Annotated in this window: 23 protein-coding genes; 7 read left to right on the top strand and 16 right to left on the bottom strand. The window is 43.6% G+C overall.

Annotation, left to right across the window (positions count from 1 at the left end; translation table 11 throughout):
• Window positions 1–1,011 precede the first annotated feature (1,011 nt).
• The 3 genes from L2740_RS06020 to L2740_RS06030 form a co-directional block, all read right to left on the bottom strand.
• A complete protein-coding gene (locus L2740_RS06020) occupies window positions 1,012–1,404 on the bottom strand; it encodes an ArsR/SmtB family transcription factor (protein WP_248949197.1) in 393 nt (130 codons plus the stop codon).
• 51 nt (window positions 1,405–1,455) lie between these two features.
• The gene (locus tag L2740_RS06025) at window positions 1,456–2,376 is read right to left on the bottom strand and encodes a permease (RefSeq protein WP_248949198.1); all 921 of its coding nucleotides are present in this window, start codon (window positions 2,374–2,376) and stop codon (window positions 1,456–1,458) included.
• 242 nt (window positions 2,377–2,618) lie between these two features.
• Window positions 2,619–3,551, bottom strand: coding sequence for a LysR family transcriptional regulator (locus tag L2740_RS06030; RefSeq protein ID WP_248949199.1), 933 nt, complete (start codon window positions 3,549–3,551; stop codon window positions 2,619–2,621).
• A 177-nt stretch (window positions 3,552–3,728) separates the two neighbouring features.
• Between L2740_RS06030 and trmL the strand changes: the two genes are divergently transcribed.
• Window positions 3,729–4,190, top strand: coding sequence for a tRNA (uridine(34)/cytosine(34)/5-carboxymethylaminomethyluridine(34)-2'-O)-methyltransferase TrmL (trmL, locus tag L2740_RS06035; protein ID WP_248949200.1), 462 nt, complete (start codon window positions 3,729–3,731; stop codon window positions 4,188–4,190).
• Window positions 4,191–4,425: 235 nt separating this feature from the next.
• Here the strand turns inward: trmL and L2740_RS06040 are convergent, their stop codons facing one another.
• A complete protein-coding gene (locus L2740_RS06040) occupies window positions 4,426–5,886 on the bottom strand; it encodes a M16 family metallopeptidase (RefSeq protein ID WP_248949201.1) in 1,461 nt (486 codons plus the stop codon).
• Window positions 5,883–7,214: a M16 family metallopeptidase gene (locus L2740_RS06045; RefSeq protein WP_248949202.1), complete on the bottom strand. Its 1,332-nt coding sequence runs from the start codon at window positions 7,212–7,214 to the stop codon at window positions 5,883–5,885. Before L2740_RS06045 ends, L2740_RS06040 begins: the two co-directional genes overlap by 4 nt.
• A 259-nt stretch (window positions 7,215–7,473) precedes the next feature.
• On the opposite strand from L2740_RS06045, the gene L2740_RS06050 reads away from it, so the two are divergent.
• A complete protein-coding gene (locus L2740_RS06050; RefSeq protein ID WP_248949203.1) occupies window positions 7,474–8,142 on the top strand; it encodes a flagellar brake protein in 669 nt (222 codons plus the stop codon).
• Window positions 8,143–8,208: 66 nt separating this feature from the next.
• On the opposite strand, the gene L2740_RS06055 is transcribed toward L2740_RS06050, so the two are convergent.
• The 3 genes from L2740_RS06055 to L2740_RS06065 form a co-directional block, all read right to left on the bottom strand.
• A complete protein-coding gene (locus L2740_RS06055; RefSeq protein WP_248949204.1) occupies window positions 8,209–9,177 on the bottom strand; it encodes a hypothetical protein in 969 nt (322 codons plus the stop codon).
• Window positions 9,178–9,253: 76 nt separating this feature from the next.
• On the bottom strand, window positions 9,254–9,889 hold the full coding sequence (locus L2740_RS06060) for a class I SAM-dependent methyltransferase (RefSeq protein ID WP_248949205.1): 636 nt from the start codon (window positions 9,887–9,889) through the stop codon (window positions 9,254–9,256).
• A gap of 61 nt (window positions 9,890–9,950) precedes the next feature.
• Complete coding sequence (locus L2740_RS06065) at window positions 9,951–10,304, bottom strand: hypothetical protein (protein WP_248949206.1); 354 nt, start codon at window positions 10,302–10,304, stop codon at window positions 9,951–9,953.
• 367 nt (window positions 10,305–10,671) lie between these two features.
• Between L2740_RS06065 and L2740_RS06070 the strand changes: the two genes are divergently transcribed.
• A complete protein-coding gene (locus L2740_RS06070; protein WP_248949207.1) occupies window positions 10,672–12,798 on the top strand; it encodes an EAL domain-containing protein in 2,127 nt (708 codons plus the stop codon).
• Window positions 12,799–13,051: 253 nt separating this feature from the next.
• Here L2740_RS06070 and L2740_RS06075 read toward each other — a convergent pair whose 3' ends face one another.
• Together L2740_RS06075 and L2740_RS06080 are read right to left on the bottom strand one after the other, a co-directional pair.
• On the bottom strand, window positions 13,052–13,645 hold the full coding sequence (locus tag L2740_RS06075; protein WP_248949208.1) for a tRNA-uridine aminocarboxypropyltransferase: 594 nt from the start codon (window positions 13,643–13,645) through the stop codon (window positions 13,052–13,054).
• A gap of 151 nt (window positions 13,646–13,796) precedes the next feature.
• Window positions 13,797–14,999 carry a multidrug effflux MFS transporter gene (locus L2740_RS06080; RefSeq protein WP_248949209.1) on the bottom strand — a complete coding sequence of 401 codons (1,203 nt, stop codon included), beginning with the start codon at window positions 14,997–14,999 and terminating at the stop codon, window positions 13,797–13,799.
• Between the two features lie 100 nt (window positions 15,000–15,099).
• On the opposite strand from L2740_RS06080, the gene L2740_RS06085 reads away from it, so the two are divergent.
• Together L2740_RS06085 and L2740_RS06090 are read left to right on the top strand one after the other, a co-directional pair.
• On the top strand, window positions 15,100–16,068 hold the full coding sequence (locus L2740_RS06085; protein ID WP_248949210.1) for a LysR substrate-binding domain-containing protein: 969 nt from the start codon (window positions 15,100–15,102) through the stop codon (window positions 16,066–16,068).
• A 159-nt stretch (window positions 16,069–16,227) separates the two neighbouring features.
• Window positions 16,228–16,584 carry a hypothetical protein gene (locus L2740_RS06090; RefSeq protein WP_248949211.1) on the top strand — a complete coding sequence of 119 codons (357 nt, stop codon included), beginning with the start codon at window positions 16,228–16,230 and terminating at the stop codon, window positions 16,582–16,584.
• Between the two features lie 33 nt (window positions 16,585–16,617).
• On the opposite strand, the gene L2740_RS06095 is transcribed toward L2740_RS06090, so the two are convergent.
• From L2740_RS06095 to L2740_RS06105, 3 genes are all read right to left on the bottom strand, one after another.
• Window positions 16,618–17,898: a hypothetical protein gene (locus L2740_RS06095; RefSeq protein WP_248949212.1), complete on the bottom strand. Its 1,281-nt coding sequence runs from the start codon at window positions 17,896–17,898 to the stop codon at window positions 16,618–16,620.
• A 278-nt stretch (window positions 17,899–18,176) separates the two neighbouring features.
• Window positions 18,177–19,595, bottom strand: coding sequence for a DUF4145 domain-containing protein (locus L2740_RS06100; RefSeq protein WP_248949213.1), 1,419 nt, complete (start codon window positions 19,593–19,595; stop codon window positions 18,177–18,179).
• 136 nt (window positions 19,596–19,731) lie between these two features.
• The gene (locus L2740_RS06105) at window positions 19,732–20,469 is read right to left on the bottom strand and encodes a hypothetical protein (RefSeq protein ID WP_248949214.1); all 738 of its coding nucleotides are present in this window, start codon (window positions 20,467–20,469) and stop codon (window positions 19,732–19,734) included.
• A gap of 176 nt (window positions 20,470–20,645) precedes the next feature.
• On the opposite strand from L2740_RS06105, the gene L2740_RS06110 reads away from it, so the two are divergent.
• Together L2740_RS06110 and L2740_RS06115 are read left to right on the top strand one after the other, a co-directional pair.
• Complete coding sequence (locus L2740_RS06110) at window positions 20,646–21,164, top strand: DUF2780 domain-containing protein (protein WP_248949215.1); 519 nt, start codon at window positions 20,646–20,648, stop codon at window positions 21,162–21,164.
• Window positions 21,165–21,701: 537 nt separating this feature from the next.
• On the top strand, window positions 21,702–22,172 hold the full coding sequence (locus L2740_RS06115; protein ID WP_248949216.1) for a tellurite resistance TerB family protein: 471 nt from the start codon (window positions 21,702–21,704) through the stop codon (window positions 22,170–22,172).
• A gap of 114 nt (window positions 22,173–22,286) precedes the next feature.
• On the opposite strand, the gene L2740_RS06120 is transcribed toward L2740_RS06115, so the two are convergent.
• Genes L2740_RS06120 through L2740_RS06130 form a run of 3 tightly spaced genes read right to left on the bottom strand, consistent with a single transcriptional unit; the run spans window position 22,287 to window position 24,220 of the window.
• Window positions 22,287–22,577, bottom strand: a complete 291-nt coding sequence (locus L2740_RS06120) for a cytochrome c3 family protein (protein WP_248949217.1) — start codon at window positions 22,575–22,577, stop codon at window positions 22,287–22,289.
• A gap of 21 nt (window positions 22,578–22,598) precedes the next feature.
• Window positions 22,599–23,540, bottom strand: coding sequence for a cytochrome c nitrite reductase subunit NrfD (nrfD, locus tag L2740_RS06125; protein ID WP_248949218.1), 942 nt, complete (start codon window positions 23,538–23,540; stop codon window positions 22,599–22,601).
• Window positions 23,537–24,220 (bottom strand): 4Fe-4S dicluster domain-containing protein, encoded by a 684-nt coding sequence (locus L2740_RS06130; protein WP_248472202.1) that lies wholly within the window; start codon window positions 24,218–24,220, stop codon window positions 23,537–23,539. Before L2740_RS06130 ends, nrfD begins: the two co-directional genes overlap by 4 nt.
• Window positions 24,221–24,232: the final 12 nt, after the last annotated feature.

Here is a 24,232-nt window from a genome sequence, read left to right on the forward strand (position 1 = left end):
AACCTGACTGAATTTATAAAAAACCATTACATATATGTCGCTTACTCGTAAAAACTACCAGAATGTACCTATTCCCCATCGGAGTTGCCGAAGTACGTTGAAGAAATAACCGTGATGCCCACACGGATGTGGGCATAGCTTTCGCGGGGCAGGATGCCCCATCGGAAGCGTTAGGTTATTTCGAGTAAGTACGAGGGTGACAACTTCGTTAGGGGCGTCATGGTGGATGCAAGGAGGATAGGACGAGCAGTCCTCCTTGCCCGGGTGTGGGATGGAATCCCACGACTTTTATCAAACGAAGTTTGATTGCTAACAATTGTTAGACGAAGTCTAACTTTAAAGCTCAAGTGCAACTTAACTAAATTTAAGTCCGAAATTTAAACAAAAAAAAGCACCCCATTTGGGATGCTTTTTTGTTTTACAGCCTAAGTAAAACTTAACTTCTTAGGCTTATCAAAGTTACCCGTGGGTAACTCAATGGGTATCCGAAAATGTACACAAGAGTCGGATTGAAAAGTAGTCCGGTCGAAGCTTCTAATAGCAATGCCTCAGCTCTGTCGAATCCGGCCCAGCCAGCGGAGCTAGCTAGTGTCGAACTCCCAGTCGATTGAGTCCTCGTTATATCAATGAACTCTCCGACCTAAACCGCTGAGTTCAAACTAGCAAGAAAGTGTGACGCATGTCAAATTTTTATGGCTTTGAATTTTAATTCTATTAAACCAGCGCATCGAAACAGTTAAATCTGTTGCTTAAAAGCTAAACAGCTTTGGGTGAAATTATCCACTAAAACAATAATCCTAACCACCAGCTTAAAGCTAAAATAAGCAAGCCTTGCTTACGCGCTATTCACACAAAGACTGAGATAAATATTTGCACTACTGAGGCCTATTTCAGCTGCAAAATTCACAATACGTTGCTGCGAATCACTACAGTAAATAGCGGCCTAAACAGCGCTAAGCTAACCTATGCTGAACATCATCTAAACTAACTGTCAGCTTTCATAGATTGAGCTTAACCGAGCAAGTTAAACCACGCCTCAGAATCTGGGCCGACAACACATTCACCGTCAACTCTTAACGACATACGTAATCGGCAACGGCGGGTAACTTCTTTAAACTCGTCATCCGGTAACTGCCTAACAGAATCGACTAACGCTCGGCAATGAGGAGCAGCTTGCTCTTTTAAGGTATAAAAAACCCATTTGCCCTTTTTTTCATGGTTCAGTAGTCCAGCGCGATACAGCATCTTTAAATTGCGCGACACGTTATATTGCGTGTCACCAATAATATCCATCGCTTCTGCTACTGCCATACATTCATCGACGTGCAAAAATAACCAAAACAAGCGCAGGCGATTAGGCTCAGACAATGCTTTTAGCGCATCAATATACTTTTCATCGATCATGCAATTACCTTTTCAACAAAACACGCCACTCAACTGAGTGGCGTGACGTCTTTATACAACATATTGGAAGATAGCACCGCCAATTATCGCTGTAATTAATACAATGCCCACAAACGCGATGACCGCTTTGCGCTTAAGTACCGCAGATACTAACGCGATTTCAGGCAAACTAGCACCTGTACCACCAATAATTAATGCTAAGGCAGCACCTAAACCCATACCTTTGGCAATTAGCACTTTAAGTAATGGAATTGCCATTTCGATACGTAGGTAAAGCGGAATACCAATCAAAGAAGCAATAACAATCGACCCAAAGCTATCACCACCAACATATTTCTCTACCATGTCTGCTGGTAAATAGGCCGCTGAGAAACCGCTGATTGCCGCGCCCAATAATACGTATGGAATAATGCGCTTAAATAGCGACCACGCACCTGCCATGGCGTTTTTCATTCTCGAAGCTGAAGTTGGCATACCACCACAGGTATTAACTTTAGTGCCGCTACAGCCTTTAGCTTTAATGCCTTCTAGCTCATCACCACGCTTAATCTCATTTTTCCAAGGTGACTTAGAGATCAAATAACCACCCAGTACCGCTGCGGTAAAGGTAATTAAGAAATAGATCACTGTGATCTTCAAACCAAAAGCTGCGTAAATCATTGCTAACACAATGAAGTTACACAACGGCGCTGAAATAATAAAACTCATTACAGTACCCAGCGATGCCCCCATAGAGGCCATGCCCATAGTTACAGGCACTACTGCAGCGCTACAAAATGGGGTCAACATACCAAACAGTGCGCCCAACAACGAGCCCCACTTTTCGTGCCTAGTTAATGTCTGCTGCAGCTTATCTTGCGGAATATATTCGCGCATGATGCCGGTTAATAACGACACAATCGCAATAATAACCACCAAGCCTTTAGCCACATAAAAGAACTCGTTTAACGCTATAACTAATTTTGCATCCACTGTCACAATCTCTATCAATAAAAAGTTTGCGGATCGTACGCATACATGCGCATTTGTGCAAGTGTATTTTTATAGAGATTTCAACATGTAAAAAATAATCATTAAAAACAGCTTGTTAGGTCTATATTTTTAAATGCTAGAATGAGTGATGATCAGGACAAAAAACTTAAGCTAGTGGCAATATTGGCACTAGCTTAGTGCAAACCTTCGAATTGAACGTTGGATTCAAAGCTAAAAAGAGTCTACTCGAACTCCGCACGAGTAAACTCGACTAACTGTTGATACAGCCATTTATGGGCTGGATCATTAATACTTTGTTTGTGCCAAACCAAGCTATAGGCAACCTCGCCATAATCCAGTGGTAACGCTTTAATCACTAAACCTTTAGCCTGCAGGGCAGTTTCAGCCCAGCGACGCGAACAGGTAAATAACAGCTCACTGTGATGACACATTAACGCTGCACTGCCAAAGTCTGCCACCGACATAGGCACCGCGCGATTACGTTTTTGCTGCGCCAACTGCATCTCAAAAAATGGCGTATTTAAGTCGGAATCACTAATACCTACATGGCTGTAGCTAAGGTAATCATGGATGCTTAGTAGCTCTTTGCTAGCTAACGAGTGCGATGGATTCATCAGGCACACCATTTCATCGTTAATAATGGTTTGCCACACTAATTCATGCTGCAAAATGGGCGGCTGACTTCTGTCGTGGGGCAATACTATAAAATCTAAATTGCCTTTAATGAGCCCTTCAAATCCGACACTGTCTTTAGCCAAAATATCTAAGCGAATATTCGGTGCTTGATTAAGCACATGGGCGCAAAATTTAGCGGCCAACAGCTCAAAGGTACTTTCACGCATCGCTAACGAAAAACGCCCTTCATATTGAGCCGGATTAAACGCCTCTTGAGTCACCAGCTGGTTCATATCATTGATAATTTGATGCACGCTTGGACCAAGTCTGCGGGCTAATGGCGTGGCGACTAGCTTGTTGCCGTGACGATAAAACAGTTCATCATCAAGACTTACCCTAAGCTGGCTTAAGGTTTTACTGACTGAAGACGGACTAAGACATAAACGCTGAGCGCTATCGGTAACACTTAAGGTGTCGAGCATGACATGTAAGGTGATCAGATGTTTCATGCTGATCCGTGAAAGTTTAGCGAGATCCATAGCCCTGCCTAAAACCGTGCATTCGTAAACTGGAATATAGTCCTAAAATAGGCAATCGCATAAGGTTAAGACCCGTAATCACGAGCTAACTCACGCAACTCTTTAGCTGCTGTAGTATTTTCCGCATCGCGGTTTTTACCGTATAATCTCGACTCACCAATTTTTAGGTAGGCTAGCATGTTTCATATCGCGCTTTACGAACCGGAAATCGCCCCAAATACCGGTAATATTATCCGTTTAATTGCCAACAATGGCTGTCATCTACATCTTATTGAGCCATTAGGCTTTGATTTAGAAGATAAAAAGTTGCGCCGTGCGGGTTTAGACTATGCCGATTTAGCCAATGTAACCCACCATAAAAACTTCGACGCATTTCTTGAAGCTATGGCTGGCAAACGCATTATGGCCTGCACTACTAAAGGTAGCCGCCCGCACTCGGAGCTAACGTTTAAGCAAGACGATGTGCTGCTATTTGGCCCTGAAAGCCGTGGTTTACCTGCTGATATTATTGACTCGATTCCAACCGAGCAGCGCCTGCGTATTCCTATGATGTCCACCAGCCGCAGCCTAAACTTGTCGAATGCGGTAGCGATTATCAGCTATGAAGCTTGGCGCCAGCTAGATTACGCCGGCGTATAAAAACCAACTTAGACAGAACTAAGCCAAAAGCTGTCCATCCATGAGCTTTTGCCATAAATGTTCCAGACATAACGCCAAAAGCTGCCCATCCATGGGCTTTTGCCATAAATATTCCAGACATAACGCCAAAAGCTGCCCATCCATGGGCTTTTGCCATAAATATTCCAGACATAAAGAAGCCGCGATAATCGCGGCTTTTTGTTTGCTTTACTTGTGGTATCTAAGTCAAAAAAGCTTAGCCACCAAAACCGACATCAGTCATGTTCACTTGCTTAACCTTGCCGTGCTCTTTGGCAATCGGTGCGATTTTGGCTGCATTACCAATAATCACAAACTGCAGGTTGGTTTTCGGGAAGTAAGTGTCGATTAAGCGTTTCGATTCCTCTAGCGTTAAACCATCAACCTTAGCTTGAAACTCGTTGATAAAGGCATCGTCAAAACCATATAGGTACATATCAGACATCAAGCCTGCTAGCTGACCGCTGGTTTCATACTTAGGCGGAAACTGCCCTTTAACATAAGCCTTAGCTGAGTCTAGGGTGACTTGATCTAACCCTTGCTCCCAGAGTCTAGCATAAGTTTTTAACGCAAGATCTATGGTTTCTTTAGTGGTTGCCGTTTGGGTAAAAGTACTGATTTTAAAGGTACCCGATGCAGAATATGCACTGAAGCCTGAACGCGCGCCATAGGTTAATCCGGCATTAACTCGAAGCTCATCGTTAAGCCATGAGGTAAAGCGGCCACCTAAAATTGTGTTAATAACGGTTAAGCCTACAAAGTCTGGATTATCGCGGCTAATGCCCATACCACCAATCAAAAATGTGGTTTCAATGGCATCTGGCTTGTCTACCAGCAAGACTTCTGCTGCATCTAACTTAGGTAAGCCTTTCGATAAATCAATAAGCGCTGCAGGCTCAGAATCTTGCCAGTCGGCGAATAAGCTTTCTAACTTAGCCTGCATCTTTGCTGGCTCGAAATCACCGACAACACTAATAGCGGTATTTGATGGCTGATAAAAGCTCTTATGGAAAGCACGTAACTGGTTAACCGTTAACTCAGATAATGAATCACGATTACCCGATGTGGCATTACCATAAGGATGATCAGCAAAAACTAGCTTGTCGTAGTAACGATTAATAACGGCACGGGGGCTTTCTTTCGCTTGTGATAACCCTGCAATTTCTCGCTGGCGCAGCTTATCAAATTCACCAGCATCGAAGTCTGGCGTCACCAATACATCTTTAATCAGCGGCAGCATTTTATCGGCGTCTTTCGCCATAAAATCACTGCTGATATAACTGCCCTCTTTGCCTGCGCCGCTCTGTAAACTGGCGCCTAAAAAGTCGACCTCTTGCTCGATTTCAAGCTTAGTTTTACCTGCTGCGCCAAGCATAAGACCTGCGGCAGTTAACTCAGCCACGCCTGAAGTGGTGTCGTTTACCGCACCTGCTCGTACAGTGGCATTAATAGTGATTAGCGGCACTTCTCGCTGTGGCATCATATACACAGTTAAGCCATTAGAAAGCCTGACTTGCTGATAGCTAGGCACGCTAAAACTCCCCGTATCAACTGTTGCTGGTGCTTGAGTTGCAGCGCAACCTGAAAGGGTTAACGCGCCAGCAACTGCGATGGCTGTGAGTAGCTGTTTAGGTTGCATGAACGTTAGCCCACCTTTGGATGAATTTAGTGTTTTCATTGGTCAGCCTCCTCTTCTGCAGCCAACACAGCGACTGTGCGATTTGAACGTTTTAGGTAAGTTTGTGCCACACGCTGAATATCTTCTGGCGTGACCTTGTTGTATTGCTCTGGCGCATTAAATAGTTTGTCGTAGCTTCCAAAAAACAACTCATAAGTGCCTATGGTATTCGCCTTACCATTAATGGTTTCCATGGTGCGATAAAAGCCCATCAGCTTAATGTTCTTCACTTTTTCAAGCTCAGCAGCTGTAACGCCTTCTTGAGCTATTCGCTTAATTTCGCTGAGCATGGCATCTTCAAGCTCTGGCGCTGTCACGCCCGGATTAGCAACGCCCATTACATAGAACAAGTTAGGGTCAAACGACATCGGCATATAGGTATCAACCTGAATGGCTACTTGCTTGTCGACCAAGCCTTGATACATGCGCGAGCTGTTACCTGTGGTTAAAATTGATGACAAAAGATCCAGAGCATAATAGTCACTATTCGAGGTTGCTGGTACGTGATAGCCCAACATTACATTCGGGGTGCTGACTGAGGCTTTTTGCACAAACACGCGGCGCTCACCTTTTTGCAGCGGCTCAACGGTTTTGACTTCTCTTGGTGGCGCTTGCGCAGGAATTGGCGCAAAGTACTTATCAGCTAACTTTTTTACTTCTGCCAGCTTTACATCACCTGCTATCACAACAACGGCGTTATTGGGCGCATAGTAGGTTTTATGGTATTGGGTTAAATCGTCTAAGGTCCACGCGGCGATATCTGATTCATGACCAATCACCGACCAACTGTAAGGATGCGCTCTAAAGGCTGCGCCTTTTAACTCTTCTTGGATCACGCGCCAGTTTGAATTTTCCAGCCCAGTTAAGCGCTCTGATGCAACAACGCCACGCTCACTCTCTACCATCTGCGCGTTAATATCGAGGCTTTCGATACGATCTGCTTCAAGATCAAAAATGGTTTCGATGGCGTTAGCAGGGAACCAGTCAGTATAAACGGTTAGGTTTTCTGTGGTGTAAGCGTTATTCGCGCCGCCAGCAGCTTCCATTGTACGGTCGAACATCTTAGGGCCGTATTTTTTAGAACCGTTGAACATCATATGTTCGAAAAAATGCGAAATACCGGTAATACCCGGAACCTCGTTACGGGAACCGACTTTCCAGAATAAGTACATATTGGCATTAGGGATAGAACTGTCTTCTAACACCATAATTTTCATGCCGTTATCCAAAGTAAATCTTTGAATATCTTCAGCTTTGGTGGCGTGAGCCATTGGCATTGCCATTAGCAAGCCAAGAGACATAAACAATGCCTTGGTATAGCGCTTCATTATTCGCTCCTTGTTTGAGCACTGCCGTTCGTTCTAGTTTTTATCAGTCTAGAAAGTAACAACAGCCTAGGTATAACTTCGATAAATATTGTTTGAAATCCGCGTCCATCAAAAAGCAAATCAGCGAGAAAATCAAATTAACGACACAAATATTTGTAACTTAAGGTAAACACCTAGTAACAAAGCCGTAATGAAATTTTAGTTAGCCGTTGTTTTATGCTAGCTTCAAATGCTAATTCATCGAAAGTTAGGCCGCTGTATGCCATCAGAAAAGGACTTCAAAACATTAGACTCGCTCAACTGCAATACTGAAGTGCATTTGCAATTACTCACTCCCACGCAAACCATACGCCTGCGTAGTCGCCTAATTGGTGTCGATCCCGGCCGTGCGGTGATTTTGTCCTTAGGTAATGACAAAGCCTGGCAAGGTGCTACTTCATTTCTGCGTGAACGCCAAAGCGTAGTCATTCGAGTAGTAAAAAGCGATGAGCAAGATGCCAATATCTTGGCCTTCAGAAGCACTATTCAACAAGTAGTGAGCTCAACCGGACGCTGGCTGATTATTACTTACCCGCGCGAGCTTCAAACTGTATCGCTAAGGCAGCATTCACGGGTACCGATTAACATTAAAGCCAGTTTAACCGCGATTGATTCAAGCGAAGTGATTGCCAGTGGATTCTTAAAGGATATCTCGATTAAAGGTGGCGCTTTTGCCGCTGAGGCCAGAAGTAATTTTATTATTGATAGCCAATTCAAATTGAATGTTGAGCTCGATGACGAAGTGCTAACGATTGCAGTTACCTTGAAAAATCAGCAAGAACTCGAGCCACAATCAGGTTTAGCTCAGTACGGTTTTGTGCTCAATACCGAGGAGCAAGAAACAGAAGCGCTAGTGCAAAAAGTGGTATTGCATCACTTAAATAGCTAACCGATATGATCTTGCATAAAAAAGCCACTCAGTAATCAATTGCTGAGTGGCTTTTTTGTGCTGTATTTATTGCTGCAGAAAAACCTGTTCAATTTTCTGTAATAACTGTGGCGATTTCAGCTCAGTTTCTTGGGTCATTAAAAACGAGAAGTTTTCTGCAATAATCTCTTCTGGGTGAATAATGTAGTTGGTGTTACGGCCAATCTGTTTAAAGAAGCCCTTAAGCTCCGACACCTTAACAATTTGCGGATTATTAGCATCATAGATATTGGTGCTCGCTTGCTCTGAGTCACCCACAATTACAAAGTTAAACTCTAGATAATCAAAGAACTCGCCGCCTTTTTCCAGACTATATTGCGGCTCTGCTGAGTAAAGAATAGGTACGGCCCACACCTGTTTGTCTTGGTAGGTGACTCGAATGGCAAAGTCATTTACCGGTGCATCTGGATTAGTGATCTTTTGTCGCTTAAGTGGTGCTGGAAAACTAATTTCACCCACTGGATAAAAACCAATGGCTTGATAGAGTTTTTGCTTTATAACAGGATTGTGGCGAGAAAAAATGTGCAGTAATTCATGGGCGACTAATCCGGGTAAGCCCGCTTCATTGGCGATCTGCTTTTGCTGCAAGATAATCGCTTGGCCGCGAGTATAAGCTGCGCCGCCCTCTTCTAGACCTGTGGTTTTAATTAACTCGATAGGCTTTGGCAAATCAACCTTCAGCGCCGTTAATTGCGGTAATATTTGCTGGTAAGCTTGATTTACCGCCGCTTTCTCAGCATCGCTCCAATCCAAGGTTTGGGTTGCCACAAACGCCAAATATTCACGCTTACTTGGGTCATCGGCACGCTTCATACGGGACGCCATGTCAAACGGGCTGATACCACGAACAAAGTCGTCTTCTTGGGTTAACACAGAGGCGGCCTCAGTCTTAGTTAAAAACGATATGGCCTCAGTTGCTGCCCAGCTTGCTCCCGATAGCAAAACACTTAAGCAAAACAACATGCCATAGATGAATGCCGATAATATTGCTTTCATACTGCTCATTCCTTTGTTCATATTTTGCCACCGACTATAGCAAGTTGTAGCCACAAGGCGACAGTGCTATATGCTTTTAGCGTTTGGTAAATAACACAACATCATTACCTAATACCTCTAACGCCCAGCCGTACTGCTGTGCAATCCACTCAAAGGTGGCTGTTGAATAGAAATTAATATGGGTTAAATCATTTTTGTAATGCCATTTACTAAATGCAGTGACATCAGTAACTCGCTTGGTCATCACCAGCAGTATTGACCCAGGCTTAAGTAAACTATCGAGGCAAGTTAATAGTGCTTGGGCATCAGCCACGTGCTCAATCACCTCAGTCATGGTGATGAAGTCATATTGCTTGGCCAATTTTTCAGGCTGGTTAAAGTAATAAAGATCGTAATTGCTGATCTCAAAGCCTTGCTCTGCGGCCATTACACTTATGGTCGGCCCGGGGCCACAGCCAAAATCTAGTCCGCTGGCACTTTTATCGACTCGCGCCAATACCGGATCTAACGCTCGTGACAAGAACTTGCGATAACCTAGATCATTAGCATCGTTTTGGTGTTGATCATAAATCGCTTTTTCATCAGCAGCATTAAGTAAAAATTGACTCGGCACGCTGACCAAGGCGCAATGTTGGCAGCGCATATAGTCTCTAAATTTATCTTGGTGAAAAAGCTGCAGCTGCGGCTGCTGGCACAACGGACATGTACTCAATGATTATTCCTACAATAACTAAAATGGTCTTTAAATCGCGGTTCGAAGCCTAAAACGGTCATCACGGCTTGGGGATTTTCTGCTCTTTATTTGCCGCTTCTCGCGCTTCACGCAGATACTTTTGTTCGCGTGACTCACGTTGATTGAATTGCTGTTGGGCTTTTTGTTTTTGCTCGCTTTGCCAATCAGTCGACTCTTGGCGTTTTAATACCTTTTTCTCACGCTCTTGGGTTTGCATTGCTGCATCACGCGCCTTTTGCAGCTGCTCTTGCTCAACTTTTTGCTTAATATCATCAGCCTGTTCAGATAAAGAGTTAGCTTTTGTTTGTTCAGGCTCTCCTGCATTGACTAAAAAGCAGCAACTAGCCAATGTTATGGCAGCCATAATGCGGTGCATTAATCTAAATATTGTCATAGCAGCTTCAATCCTTTTTATAAGCAACTTGTACCAGTTAATATTCTAACAAACTCATTAACACTCAGGTTGAGCTTTTAATCTTGCGAGATAAAAATAACTCGAGCCGTGTAACGGCAGTATTAGGCAGAATGATCCGAGGCAATAATTAACTGCTTTTTTTCACTTAATACGCGGCAGATATTGCGGAAATTATCACTCTTTTTGGCGTAAATGTTCTCTAGATTCAATTTTGTTACATCTTAATTGTACAAAGCGTCAAATAAATGTACTTTTGACGCTAAATGACTAAAAGTCTATTTAATCGATAATTTTACCATCAGCAGTATTCAACCTTGAATAATGTCATGCCAAAAGGGAAGAGAGTATGAGTGTTTTAATGTGGTCCAAATTATACTCACGTGTAACGGCCACTGAACCCACATTAGTTGAGCAACTCAAACTCTGGCAACAACCTTCTGATGCAACTGCATTAGCAATTATTCAAGGGCAACATTTTGTTGCTGCGAACTTACCTGCGCTCAACTATTTTGAGAGCCAAGAACAAAACTTCCTTCATGCTACGCCTTTTGATTTCTCTCCCCGCATTCAGTCGTCAGGGAAAAGCAGCGTAGAGTATGGTCAGCAAATGCTTAAGCAGGCAACCAAAGGCGAAACCGTCTCTTTTACTTGGCTGCATATGAGCCAGCAAGGTAAAGAGTTACCAACAATTCTGTCTTTCTATCCTGCCCAGCTAGATGATAAGCCGGTGATTATCGCCGCGTTTCAGCCGATGGACAGACGTAAACGCAGCCGGGTAACCTTTAGTAATGGCTTTGAAAGTTTACCTAAAGAGCTGATGTCGATTACCCTAGAGGACAGCGCCGAAGCCGTTTATATCACTGATGAAAACAGCCTGATCTTAGCTGTGAATAAGGCTATGTGCCGAATTTGTGGCTTTAGTGCTGAACACTTACTGGGAAAAACGCCAACCGAGCTAAAACTTGAATTAGACGACTCTCGCTCACCATCGACTTATAAAAGAAGCTGGCAAGGTGAGGTCTGGAAAGCGCGGTCTGATGGCTCAACATTCCCAGCATGGCAAAGTTGTCGCCGAATTTTTGCCGACGAGCAGGTATTTTACGTCAACTTATTTAGCGACATTAGCGAGAAAAAGGCGCTTGAAGCCAAACTCACTCAGCAAGCTATGTATGACAAACTGACAGGGCTACCTAACCGCTTTCATCTAATTAAGATCTTAAATACCGCCATAGCCAATATTAAGCACTCGCCCGATCTGATGGGCGCATTAATGTTTTTAGACCTGAATGGCTTTAAAAATATCAATGACAGTTTTGGCCATTCAACTGGCGACAAAGTATTGCAGTTAGTTGCAGCTCGTTTAGAGACCTGTTGTATCGAAAATGCTGAAATAGCCCGTCTTGGTGGTGACGAATTTACTCTGGTGTTACCACGTTGCCAGAATAAAGAGGAGATTGAAGCCTTCTCCGAGCTGGTATTGTCGTTATTTGAGGCACCATTTGAGATCGACGGCCAAAAGTTCTACCTTGGCACAAGTATCGGCATTTCACTGTTTCCACAGCAAAGTGCTGATCCTAACAAGCTATTAAGCATGGCCGATACTGCTATGTACTCAGCAAAGAACAGCCCAAGCCATATTCGTTTTTACAATACAACCATTCGCGAAGCCGCAGAGAAAAAACTGCATATCCTAAATGACTTACGCCATGCACAAAGCCTAAGACAATTTAGCTTGGTATATCAAAGTGTGGTTGATCTTGAGTCGAATGCTACCATTGGTGTTGAAGCACTGCTGCGCTGGCAGCGCGCTAATGGTGAGATGCTAGAGGCACGCGACTTTTTGCCACTACTTGAAGAAACTGGCTCTATGATAAGTGTTGGCCAATGGGCATTTGAACAAGCTTGCCTACAAATGGTGGAATGGCATCAAACCTATAATCCAGAGCTAAAAATTAGCGTCAATATATCAGGCTCTCAACTTGAGCATCCAGACTTTATCAGCATGGTAGAAAGCACACTGACAAAAACTCAACTACCAGCGAGCGCCCTAGTAATAGAGATAACGGAAAGTGCTTTGATACGCCGCCCAGCACTGATTAGCAAAGTATTAGGCCAGCTTAAAACAATGGGTATTAGTATCGCGATTGATGATTTTGGCGCGGGGCTTTCTTCGCTAAGTAGAATAGCCAGTTTACCTATTGATGTGCTGAAAATAGACTCGGGGTTTGTTCAGCAAGTCGATAGTCTACAAGGGCAAAACCTATGCCGCGCTATAATTCAACTCACACAAACTTTAGGCATAGACTTTATTGTTGAAGGCATAGAAAACCAACACCAAAGAGATACCCTGCTATCTATGGGTAAAGGTATGGGACAAGGCTTTTACTTTGGTAAGCCGGTAAAAGCACAGCGCTTTTCAGCGCAAGTATTTAGCGAAGTCATAGACAGTGTAAGCAAGCGTCACCTCGCTTAATAAGGTAGCTACGCCAAGCACGCTGAATAGGTTATTCAGTGTCGCTCCCTGCAAAAGCTTGTGCCGGCGTAGCCACGTTTATCACCTAAAGGCGATAAACGTATTAGAGCTTATTTAAGATGAAATTAGCGTGATTACTACGAGATTTCTTCTAGGAAAAACCATTCTAAATCACAAAAGCACACATCAATATTTGCACTCGAGCTAGGCCATTTTATTGGCTTATTACCACTAAAAATATCAGCTTTAAAAACTAACGATATCTCGCTCTTACCTCTGCAGGCATAGAGGCTAATCGCTGCTCAACCATAGCATTTAATGCATTAGTTAATGGCGTGACATTGTGATTATCATCAATCGCTTTTAGCATCATAGCCGCAGCTTCTAATGTTGATAAGCTGTCGCTGCGACTTGCTTTACGAATGGTATAATTAGAGGCTGAATCTAAATCAAGGTGCAGCGCGGGATAAGCTTGCAGCCAAGGATTTAACTGCAACAACTTGTAAGCTTTACGCCAAGTGCCGTCAAGAAATAGCAGAATTACATCTTGCTCCACTTGTGTCTGATTGGCGCAGACACTGCTATCTGACGGGTAAACTAAATATACAGGCTTATTAGCCTGCGCGAGTTGTGTACGAAGCTCAGCAAAATCATCAGCATTCTCACCAACAACGACTTGGGTGTCTTTAATAACCAACTCTAATAAACGCACACTATTCTTGGCATGCCCAACTTCACTGGGGTCTTGCAAAATAATCAGCGTAGGTTTGACCTGCATAGGTTCAATGCTGGCACACAAACAAGCATTGTGCGGGTAATGACAATTTGGACAGTTGGGACGAGACACAAAACCTCTAAAAAATAGCAATTGATGACCAGCAAAGTTTAGCTGACCAACAGCTTAAATAATATGGAAACACCACTTGGTAATAATAAAAAGCCCACATAGGTGGTTAATCTATGCAGGCTTAGGGTGAATCATTGAGAGCAGATAACGCTTAGTAAGCGTGCTGCTCTTGATGCCAGTGATCTAACTTTGGCATTGCCATTACCACGAGTAATAGGCTAGTCAAACAGCCCATCAATAGCGCGACAGCGTATGGTGCTGGCAAACTTGTTTGCTGCACTAATGCCGCCAATAAAGACGCGCCGCTCATTTGAATGAAACCTAACATTGCAGTTGCAGTACCCGCTCTTTCACCAAAAGCCGACAGTGCCATGCTGGTTGCAGGGCCAAGCAATAAAGCAAAACCAATACAAAGCAACATCATAGGCAGCATGTAGCTATAAGCAGCCAGCAGTCCTGCTTGAGGACCAAATACTTGCACTGCAACCTGCGATAATGCAGAGGCCAGCATCAATACTAGCGCAGTTATAACGGTTGGTCGGTTACCCAGCTTTTTAATCACTAGCGGTGCAGTGAAACAAGCAATGATATTAACCGCAGCGTTTAAACCAAATAAGCCGCTAAATACCAACTCTGACACACCAAGGTGACCAATCAACCAAACTGGAGCGTAGGATACGTAGCTAATAATTGCCGCCATCCCCGCCATACATGCAAGGGCATAGAACACAAAGTGTGGGTCAGAAATAACCGGCTTATAGCGCGCCCAGCGGTATAGTGGACCGTCACTTGACGTATTTTGTGGACGAGTTTCTGGCAACCGTAAAACCACTAGCGCCAGAACGAGCAAGCCATATAACGCCATAAAGATGAAATTCGATCGCCAGCCAAACTGCAGTGCTAACATGCCGCCCAGAGTCGGTGCAAGCGCTGGAATAATGCAGATCATGCCGTTTAAGTAACTGTAATAACGCGCGCCCTCTTTAGGCGAGAAACAATCTCTTACCGCACTAAACACCACAATTGAAGTAGAGCATGCCGCCAAGCCTTGCATCACACGAGCAATCTGTAACCAATGAAACTCTGCAGCAATTGCAGCAAGCACGCTACTAATGATGTAAAAAATAATACCGCCTAAGGCAACAGGGCGACGACCATAGCGATCGGCAAGCGGACCAATTAATAACTGACCGGTACCCATTGCAAACAGGAAAAGCACTAACGTTGATTGAATTTCACTCGCAGACACGGAAAATTCAGCAGCCATCGCAGGCATAGAAGGAAGGTAAATATCGATCGCCAGGGGACTTAAAATCACCAGGGGCAATAAAATGGGTAACAAACTGCGGCGCATTATCTTTCTCTGTATTTGGAAAACAGCGTTATAGTAGTCAATCTGTGGTATGAACAGAAATGATATTATTTCCATAATGAATTTCCACTGAGGAATATCTGTGAAACTTGATAATCTAGCCCGCATCGACCTTAACTTGTTAGTTATTTTACAGGTACTTATAGAGGAAGAGAGTGTTACTCGAGCTGCAAGCCGCTTACACGTAAGCCAATCAGCCTTAAGCAAAAGTTTAAACCGCTTACGAGAAACCTTAGGTGATCCGTTATTTTTACGCACCGCCCACGGACTAAAACCCACAGCCCATGCGGTTCAGCTTGGTAAAATGTTGCCGCAAAGCCTGCAAGGCTTATATCAACTCACCTTACCGCCCAGCTTCACAGCGCATAACAGTACTCGCCAGTTTGCTTTTGCTATGGTTGAAAGCGCCTATGAAACCTTAATACCTTATTTTATTGGTACTTTGCTCAACCGCGCTCCTAACTTGAAGTTAGAGAGTTTTGTTTGGAACGAACATTCTATTCAGGCATTGCAACAAGGTCAGATCGACTTTGGGATCTCTGGACGAGAGCTACATCCACAAGCTGCTTTTCAAGTGGACCGCTTACCTGAAGGGATCGCTCACCAAACACTGTTTACTGATCATCAAGTATGTTTAGTACGCCAAGATCACCCAATTATTTCTACCATTACTGCAGGGCATTGGGATCTAGATATCTACCTTGATATGTCGCACGTGCAGGTCCGCTGTGAGGGTAATGACTGGTGGGCATTAGACTATCACTTAGCTGAACTTGGCCATCACCGCCAGCTAAGCACCATAGTGCCTGATTTTTATGGCGCAGCTAGCGTATGTGCCCATAGCGACCTAATCTTTACCTTACCCTCTAGTTTTGCCAAGCATGCTCAAAAGCTCTACCCGTTAGTGGAGCTAACATTGCCATTTGAATTTATTCCGCTGGCTTATGTCCTACTTTGGCATGAGCGTAACAGCGATGATCCGGGGCACCGATGGGTAAAAGAAATTATTTGTGAGAGCGTAGCTAACGCATTGGCTGCTGATAAAAGATAGGGCTTAGTACGTAAGATGAAGCTTTATTAACGTGATCTTAGCGTAAATAGTCGGCAAGATAGTTATCAGGTAGCAATAAGCAACATGAATAGATACAAATGATTCAGTCCACATTCATCTTATTCGTGTAAGCTGATACCAAGATATTTGGGAGAACATATGATTTATAGCCAATTTCAACACAATCCGATGCAAAACCGATTTTCAGGCACTCGCGGCTGGTTAGCATTCGTTATCGGCTTAGCTTTTATGACGCTAGCGCTGGTTGCACTGCCGTTTTTACTGCTATTTGGCGCAATTACATTTATCGCATTAAGCTTATTTGGTCGCGTGTTTTTAAAGCGTCAACTTGCACGCTTTCAAAAGCAGCAAGCTAGCCAAGAGCTTCATAGTGAAGAGTTTCAAGGGTCGCAATTCAAAGAAACGGCATTCAAAGAGAGCATGTTCAAAGAGTCTAAATCGACTGCACCTCGTCAAGGTCGCACATTTGAACATAACCCTAATGAGCCAGTGTAATTCTCGTTAAATTACACCACCAGACCTACAGTATTAAACCTGTAGGTCTGACGCGTTAAGAGGCCGAGATAACAAGGCCTCGAAGCGTGTCCATTTATCAGCTTGGTTGTTTGCTCTAGCTTCAACCCAAGCCGCCACAGCATCTTCACCCACGTTGTAATTAATCACATACGCTCGATTATGCAGAAAAAACTGCACCCGCTGCTTTGCCCGCGACTCAGGATATAACGCCCCTTCAACCAACATCTGCTCAGCGGTATCGGAGTCGACACAATTATCTGTTAACTGCTGACAAACGTAGTTTTCATAATAAGTTAGCTGTTTGACTAATTTTAGCACCTTATGAAACAGCGCTAAATCACCACTTAACCCTGCCAATGGCATCAATACGTCACGCTCAAATGACAGTACCTCTTCATCTGACATGATCAAACTTAATGCGTAATTGGCACTCCCCTCTGATAAGTAAGAAATCGGGCTATATAGAGGGTAGATGGCATACTCTAGCCACTGTTTAGTACCCACCAGCTTTTGCTCTTGCAGCACATTAAATACGTGATGTCCGGGATAACCTTCATGAGAGGCTAGCTCTAAATACCGCTCAATGCCTAGCGGCTGATCTTGATTCAACTGAATTAAGCTATGGGAGTTACCTTTGTACCAGTTATAGGCGGTCCACACTTGGTCGTTTACATATTCAATCTCAAAGCTCTCATGCGTAGGTAACTGCATATGCAAATTAGTAATATTTCGTGCTATCTCAACCGCAGCACTGAAAACAGCCGCGGCCTTATCTTTGGGGACTATAAACTGAGACTTAAACTGATTAAAACGCGCTGACAGCGCCCCCTCACCGGGCACCAATCTATCAATTTCAGCTAATAGTTTCTGATGATGTAATTCCCCTTTGCCAAAGAGGCTAGCAGTAACTGGGGTGTCATACAAAGCAGATGCTTCACTACTAAAGCTAAGCTTACTGCCTTGCAAAATACTGAGATAGGTTCCAATTGATGACCACTGTTGCTCAAGAAAGCGCCCACGTATTACCAGTTCTTGTGCCGTCACTTTATGCAAAATTTCTGTAAGCTCACTTGCACCAGATTTTTGCAGTTGCAGTAGTTCAGGGATGGGTTGCCAGTAGGTTTCTTTTTGCCACTGCTCAGGACCATAGTAAGCATCAACGTAATAACTATCGTGCTGGCCGACCGCTAACGCTAAACGAACATAACGCTCTGCAAACTGATTTAATAGCTGTTCTTGTGATTGCGGGCTTATGGCTGCTATTTTACCTTGGCCAGGTTTAGTGTGTGGCAAATGCGCTCCTTGCTGGTCGGCTGTAAGTCGAAACAACAAAGAGTATACATTATACAATTATCAAGGTCGATTGACCTAAGCTTGAGACCGCGCTCCGGCTTAGATGCTTTAATCTAATGAATAGCACAAGCTGTACTGAAAGTTCCAGCAGCTATGGCATTGCGGCATATTGGATGGCTCAATAATCGCGAACTAGCATGAAAATAATTCGCGATAACAAATTGCATCATGGTCAAAAAGCACGGTAATTCGTAGCAAAAGTTGCCGCGAACCTTGTACTAAGTCGGCTCAGATAATAGCTCAGCCGCTTTATGCAACGATACCAGCTCGTCTTTAGAGGTTGTAACGGCTAATACTGCATCAACCTGCTGGGCTAGTGAGCGCCACAAAGGCAACAACACATCAAGCTCAGCCTGATTACTGCGTTCACGCGCCATCTTTAATAGCGCTGCGGCAGACACCACATCAATACGTCCTAAAATACCGTCAGCAAGTGCAATACTCAGCTCTATCATTGCAGGTACGCTATGGCCGTATTTAATCACTTCGCGCAGATACGCCTCAGCTTGAGTAAGGTCTTGTCCCAATACTGAGTCTTCGTGCAGCATGCTTTGTGCCCGCGAGAACATCGCATCAAGCTGCCCCTGCTCTGCAGCTTCTGCCATCCAGTGAGCGCCCTTAACACTGTCTTGCTCACAGCCTTCACCGCGCGCCAGCATTAAAGCCAAATGATATTGTGCATGCGGGAAGCCCGCTTTAGCTGCGCGGCTAATATATTTATATGCTTTGACTAAATCTTGCTGTTGGTAGTAAAGCACGCCAAGATTAGCCATCGCCTCAGATTGTTCAAGCTTGGCCGCTTGAGATAAGAACTTCTCCGCAAGCGATAGATCTATCGCAAACTGCTCAGTACCCACAAGATAGAAATAACCAAGCAGCGCCATAGCGTTGGCGATACCTGCATCAGCAGCCTTAGCAATGGCTAACTCACCTGCCGCCACATCAGTCTCACCGCTATAGCCATGGATCAGCGATACGCCATGTTCATACAAAGCATTCAAATCTTTACTCTGGGCCTGTGCAAACCAGTAACTGGCTTGTTTAAGTGATGCAGTCGAACGATCTTCAACTGCATCTTCACCACTGCCTTGCAATGCGAGTTCTTGCTCGCGTTGCATTAATGCTCTGGTCTTTAGCGCCATGCCCACCAAATATTGTGACTCAGGATCACGCTCCATAACCGCGCGATAGCAGAGATCGCGGCCGGCTAAGGAGTCTGGCTCTTCAAAATAGAATTCTGGTTTATCTTGCTTGGTAACACCAGTAAATAAAGATTCTACCAATGCCAAAAGCTGCTTAATGGAGCGTTCACTTAATTGCTGTAATTGCTCTGGTGTCAGGTGATATTTTTCTGGATGAGCACCGCGGTTACCGTCAGATCTTAGCTTGTGTAACGCTCGAGTTGTTTTAACGTCGATAACTCGACGCTGATTCAATTGCTCAATGCGGTCGTATAAATTGGGGCTTTCAAAGCGTATTTGCTTAGGTTCAGCAAGCAAGCTAGTTAGCTTATGACTAAAGCTACGTACATGCAGCAATGCCTGAGTTGGTACATCTTTGACGTAACTTTTGGCCTTGCGGTAATCTTCACCTAATTCAACTGAAAACAGATTGACGAACTCGATATCGTTCAACAAGACTTTTACCTCTAATCACAACCTAAATAGTATCGCGACCTAGCCAGCCGCAATTGTCACGAAACAGGCTAACCTTGTAACGACTCACATATTAAAAAATCGCTACAAGGCTGACTAAAACTAGCTTTAATGCTAGTTATTCCTCTTCAGTTTCAACGTTGCCAGGCGTTGTAGGAGTTGGGCGTGACACCATATATAAACGAAACAATGCGACGTTAACGAATAGACCAAAAAACGCCACAGCCACGTCGCCAATTAGCTTCAATGGAATACCACCAAGCTCAGTAATTTGCGCTAACACACCGCCAAATAACGACAGTGGAATATAAAGTAAGAAAATGGCCATGGTTTTAAATGCAATCGGCCCACTAAAACTAAAGCTACGCTTAATGGCTTCCATAGGGGTCAACCTTTCAACAACCACCATGAAGTTGACGAAAGCAAGCCGTGCAAATAGGTAAACCGATGCCACTAAACCAATCACACCTAGCATAGGGTTCACAGCCATTAGAACAAATACTGGCGCTAATACCGCAAGACCAGAGAACACACCAGCAAGTAGCAAGGCTGGCACAAAGTTAAAGCTGGTTTTTAAGATCATACCGTTACTTGGGCTATGACCTTGAGAACGAATTTCTAAAAATAGCGTCAATGCAGCAATCAAAAACGAAAACACCAACAACAGCGCCATCATAGCAACCATATGGCTAGTGCCAAATTGCGGATTTTCTAGATCAGCTGAACTGATCTCTAAACTTAACCATAATTGTATGCCAACTTGCACAAACAAAATTGGCACAAACAAAAATGCTAACTGACTAATATTATTCTTAAAAAAGTTAAAAGCTTGAGTCAATATGTCTGACAGTGGCATAGGGCTTTCCAAAAGATAAAATTCAATTTCATGAGTTAGCGCTAAGGATACCCAAGTTTATAAGTGAATGCACAATTGAAATCACCAATTAGTTAACCGCTGAACACAAAAAAAATGCAAACAGATTGTTAAAAACGCTAGACTAGACAATATATAAACTACTAAGGATAGCCGCGATGAAACTTACCACTGCATGTTTGCTTGCCATAAGCGCCCTATTAACCGCTCCAGCTAGCGCAGGAATTTTAGATCAACTTGGTCAAACGACCGACAGCAAAAAACAACAAACTGAACAAGGTGAGTCTTCTGATCTTGTTGGTAGTGTTATGTCGCAGCTAGGTTTAAGCCAAACTCAAGCTGAAGGTGGTTTAGGTAGCCTATTATCACTTGCACAAAGTTCTCTAGGCAGTAATGACTTTAGCTCAATTGCAGACTCTATTCCTGGTGTTGACGGACTACTAGGTGCAGTGCCAGAACTCGATGGTGACTCTGGCATGTCAGGACTGCTTTCAAAAGCTGGCGGTCTAGGGGAGTCACTACAAGGTGGTGCTATGGTTTATGATGCTTTCGAAAAGCTGGGGATCTCTAAAGAGCTAGCAGCGCCTATGATTGATATCGTCAAAGGCTATTTAGATACCAACGGCAGTGCAGGTACATCAGACATGCTAATGAAAGGTCTAAGCTCAATCCTATAGCTTTAAACTTTGCAGTTGATAGTTAACAATACAAGGCCATTGCGAGCTCTGCTTCGATGGTCTTATATCTAAAACTCACAAATCACCTATAATACCAATCAGTATAAGAATTTGATCTACTCAGAGCGGTTTTTGGCAAACTAATTCAAGACGAATAGCTGCAATAATGGTTATTCCCTTATCAAGCTATTCAACGTAGAAGTAGGCAGCCAAAAACGCTCCAGAATGGCGAGTTTTAGCGATTCTGATGCTGTGGCTCTTAATCAACAAGAAGGAGCTTGAACGTAGAGCAACGATGCTCTTCACTCGTTGCCTTGCCTCAAAACCGCTAAACTCTCGCTGAGTGACTAAATGTTTATACTGATTGGTATAAACGCTACAGTGAAAAGCTCGCTCCACCAGCTGAAATTAATGTGCTTAAAAACACCCTCAGCCGCACAACATCTTATACTGATTGATACGTAGCGGAACTCTACTATCAAAAAATGCTCTAAATAGCATAGACATCAATCAAGCTCACCGATTTAGGAGCCTTATATGCTGGCAAAACTAAAACAGTTTTTTGGTAACCCAGATACACCATTATCTGATGAAGAACGCGCAGAGCACTTAAACCTTGCTGCTGCGAGCTTGCTGATAGAAGTTGTGATGGCAGACGAAAGCATGTCGGAAAACGAGGCTAAATTACTCCCAACTTTGCTAACCACTACACTAAACCTTGACGTTAGCGACGTTGAGAATTTAATAAACGACGCCAAAAAGTCACAGCAAAAGTCCACGTCTTTATACGAGTTTACCCAAGCAATTAACGACAACTTCGATGTTGAACAAAAACAACAACTCATTTTAGCAATGTGGAAACTCGCCTACGCTGATGGACATCTTTGCCAATATGAAGACCAAATTATTCGTCGTACTGCCGAGCTTTTTTACCTGCGCCACAGTGAGCTAATTCAAATGCGTAATATTGCAATGGAGCAGCAAAATAAAAAGCCACCCTTTGAATAGAGTGGCAATTTAGGTTGAGCGGTAAAAAACTTATTCTAAGAGCAAGAATATTAAAACAAAGTCTCTATACTAAACCGAGTAAACTAGGCGCTCGTGTTAAGACTAACGTTAAGGTTAGTGGCAATTCGCACAACTATCATTGGCCGAGGCTTCTTCATGTACTACATGACAGTCACTACAAGTAATAATTCCATCATGCTGAGTATGCATTTCGCCTTCTAATTCTTTCAAAGAACCATGACAGGTAATGCATGCCTCATTTTCAAAAGCCATATCTGACGATGGGGCACCATCAGCATGACAAGACTCACATCCAGCCATTTCAGTATGAGTATCTGCAACAGATGCGGCTGTCGCGGCGGCAGAAAAGCTTAATAAAACAGTTAGACCTAAAACTTTAAGCATTGTTAAACCCTCATTTAATAGTTATGCAATCGTCATTTGACCTGTATAGAGAATAAAATTACGTAGCAACAACACTCCCACTAAGCTGCAGCTCGCTGTAACCGCCACGTATGAGAACTTGCGCTTGGCTGACGCCTTCATAAACAGGTTGAATGCAAGTGGCATACTTAAACCTACCACTACCACTCCAGCCCAGAAGATCCATCCCCAGAAACCTTCGCCAATTGCAGCTAATGCAGCCACCTGACTTTGACCTCCAGTTAAAATAAGCCCCGCGAAGAAAGTGAATAACAGCACGATCTCCAGCAAAATAATTGGGATCTCAATATTGTGGATAAAATGCACTTCCTTACCATCAGGATTACCATTTAATAACACACCACCTAATAAGGTTCCCGCAGCTCCAGAAGATAGACCTGAAATCAAGAATAATAACGGTAACACCGGGTTATTCAGCATTGGATACGTAGTCAATGCTGATAATAGGAAGCCCGTATAAGCACCTAAAGACAGTGCGAGCATAACGAGTAGGCCTGTAATCGTAGCTTCATGCTTAGCTATCGCATTAAAGATTTTACTCACAATAGGCCAGCGGCCATTACACCAGTTGAGCACAGGGGTTTTGAACACGCATGCTAACCAAGCAAAAAGTGCAACTTGATAAACCATCAATACTGCAACACCAACAGACATCACCGATGTTGGGTTATAAAACACCAATATTTTCCAAAAATCGAATGGCTTAGTAAGATCTATTACTAAAATACCAAGACCAGCAAATACCGCTAAAGGTGCAATCAAGCAGGCAGCCTGCACAAATCCAGATTTATAGGCATCGCGGCCTAACTTAAAATGTTTAAGCAGTACTGCAAAACAGATAGCGCCTGCAGAGATACCAGCAAGAAATAGATAGATAGCAATAGGCCAAGGCCAAACTAAACTGTCAAAATGGAATGGACTCATAGATTTATCTCCCCACCTTTAGCTGCGATACGGAACACTTTCGGTCTAGTACCCAAGTCTGTTTTAGTTCTATAGCTTGGAGCAGACTTTAAAACTTGAACAACTTGCGACTCGGGGTCACTAATGTCTCCAAAAGTTAATGCCTTCGTTGGGCAAGCATCGACGCAAGCAGGTAGTAGGCCTTCTTTAAGACGAGTTTCTTTACAGAAATCACACTTATCGGCTGCTTTGGTCACAGGGTGAATAAATCGAATTTGATAAGGACAAGCGGCGATACAGTACTGACATCCAACACACTTCCACTCATCTACACATACAATACCTGTTTTGGGATCTTTGTAAGCTGCACCAGTAGGGCATACCTTAACGCAAGGAGTGTCATCACACTGCTGGCAAGATTTTCGAGTGAAACGAAAATACTGATCAGGATACTCACCAAAGGGGCCTTCTCGTTCAATTTCAAGACGACTAACGCCTTCAGGAACCTGATTAACTTCACGACAAGCGATAGAGCAAGCATCACAACCTATACATTTTGTTTCATCGTGAACCAGGGCATATTTACAGGATTGTTCTACTTTAGATCCCGCTTGATCTTTTGCAGTCGCAATAGTAAAGCCAGAAGCTCCTACAACAGCAGCACAAGCGCCTTTTAAAAATAATCTTCTAGAGTTAGACATATTTAATTCCCC

It is taken from the genome of Shewanella pneumatophori, from assembly GCF_023283895.1.
GTDB classification, from domain to species: domain Bacteria; phylum Pseudomonadota; class Gammaproteobacteria; order Enterobacterales; family Shewanellaceae; genus Shewanella; species Shewanella pneumatophori.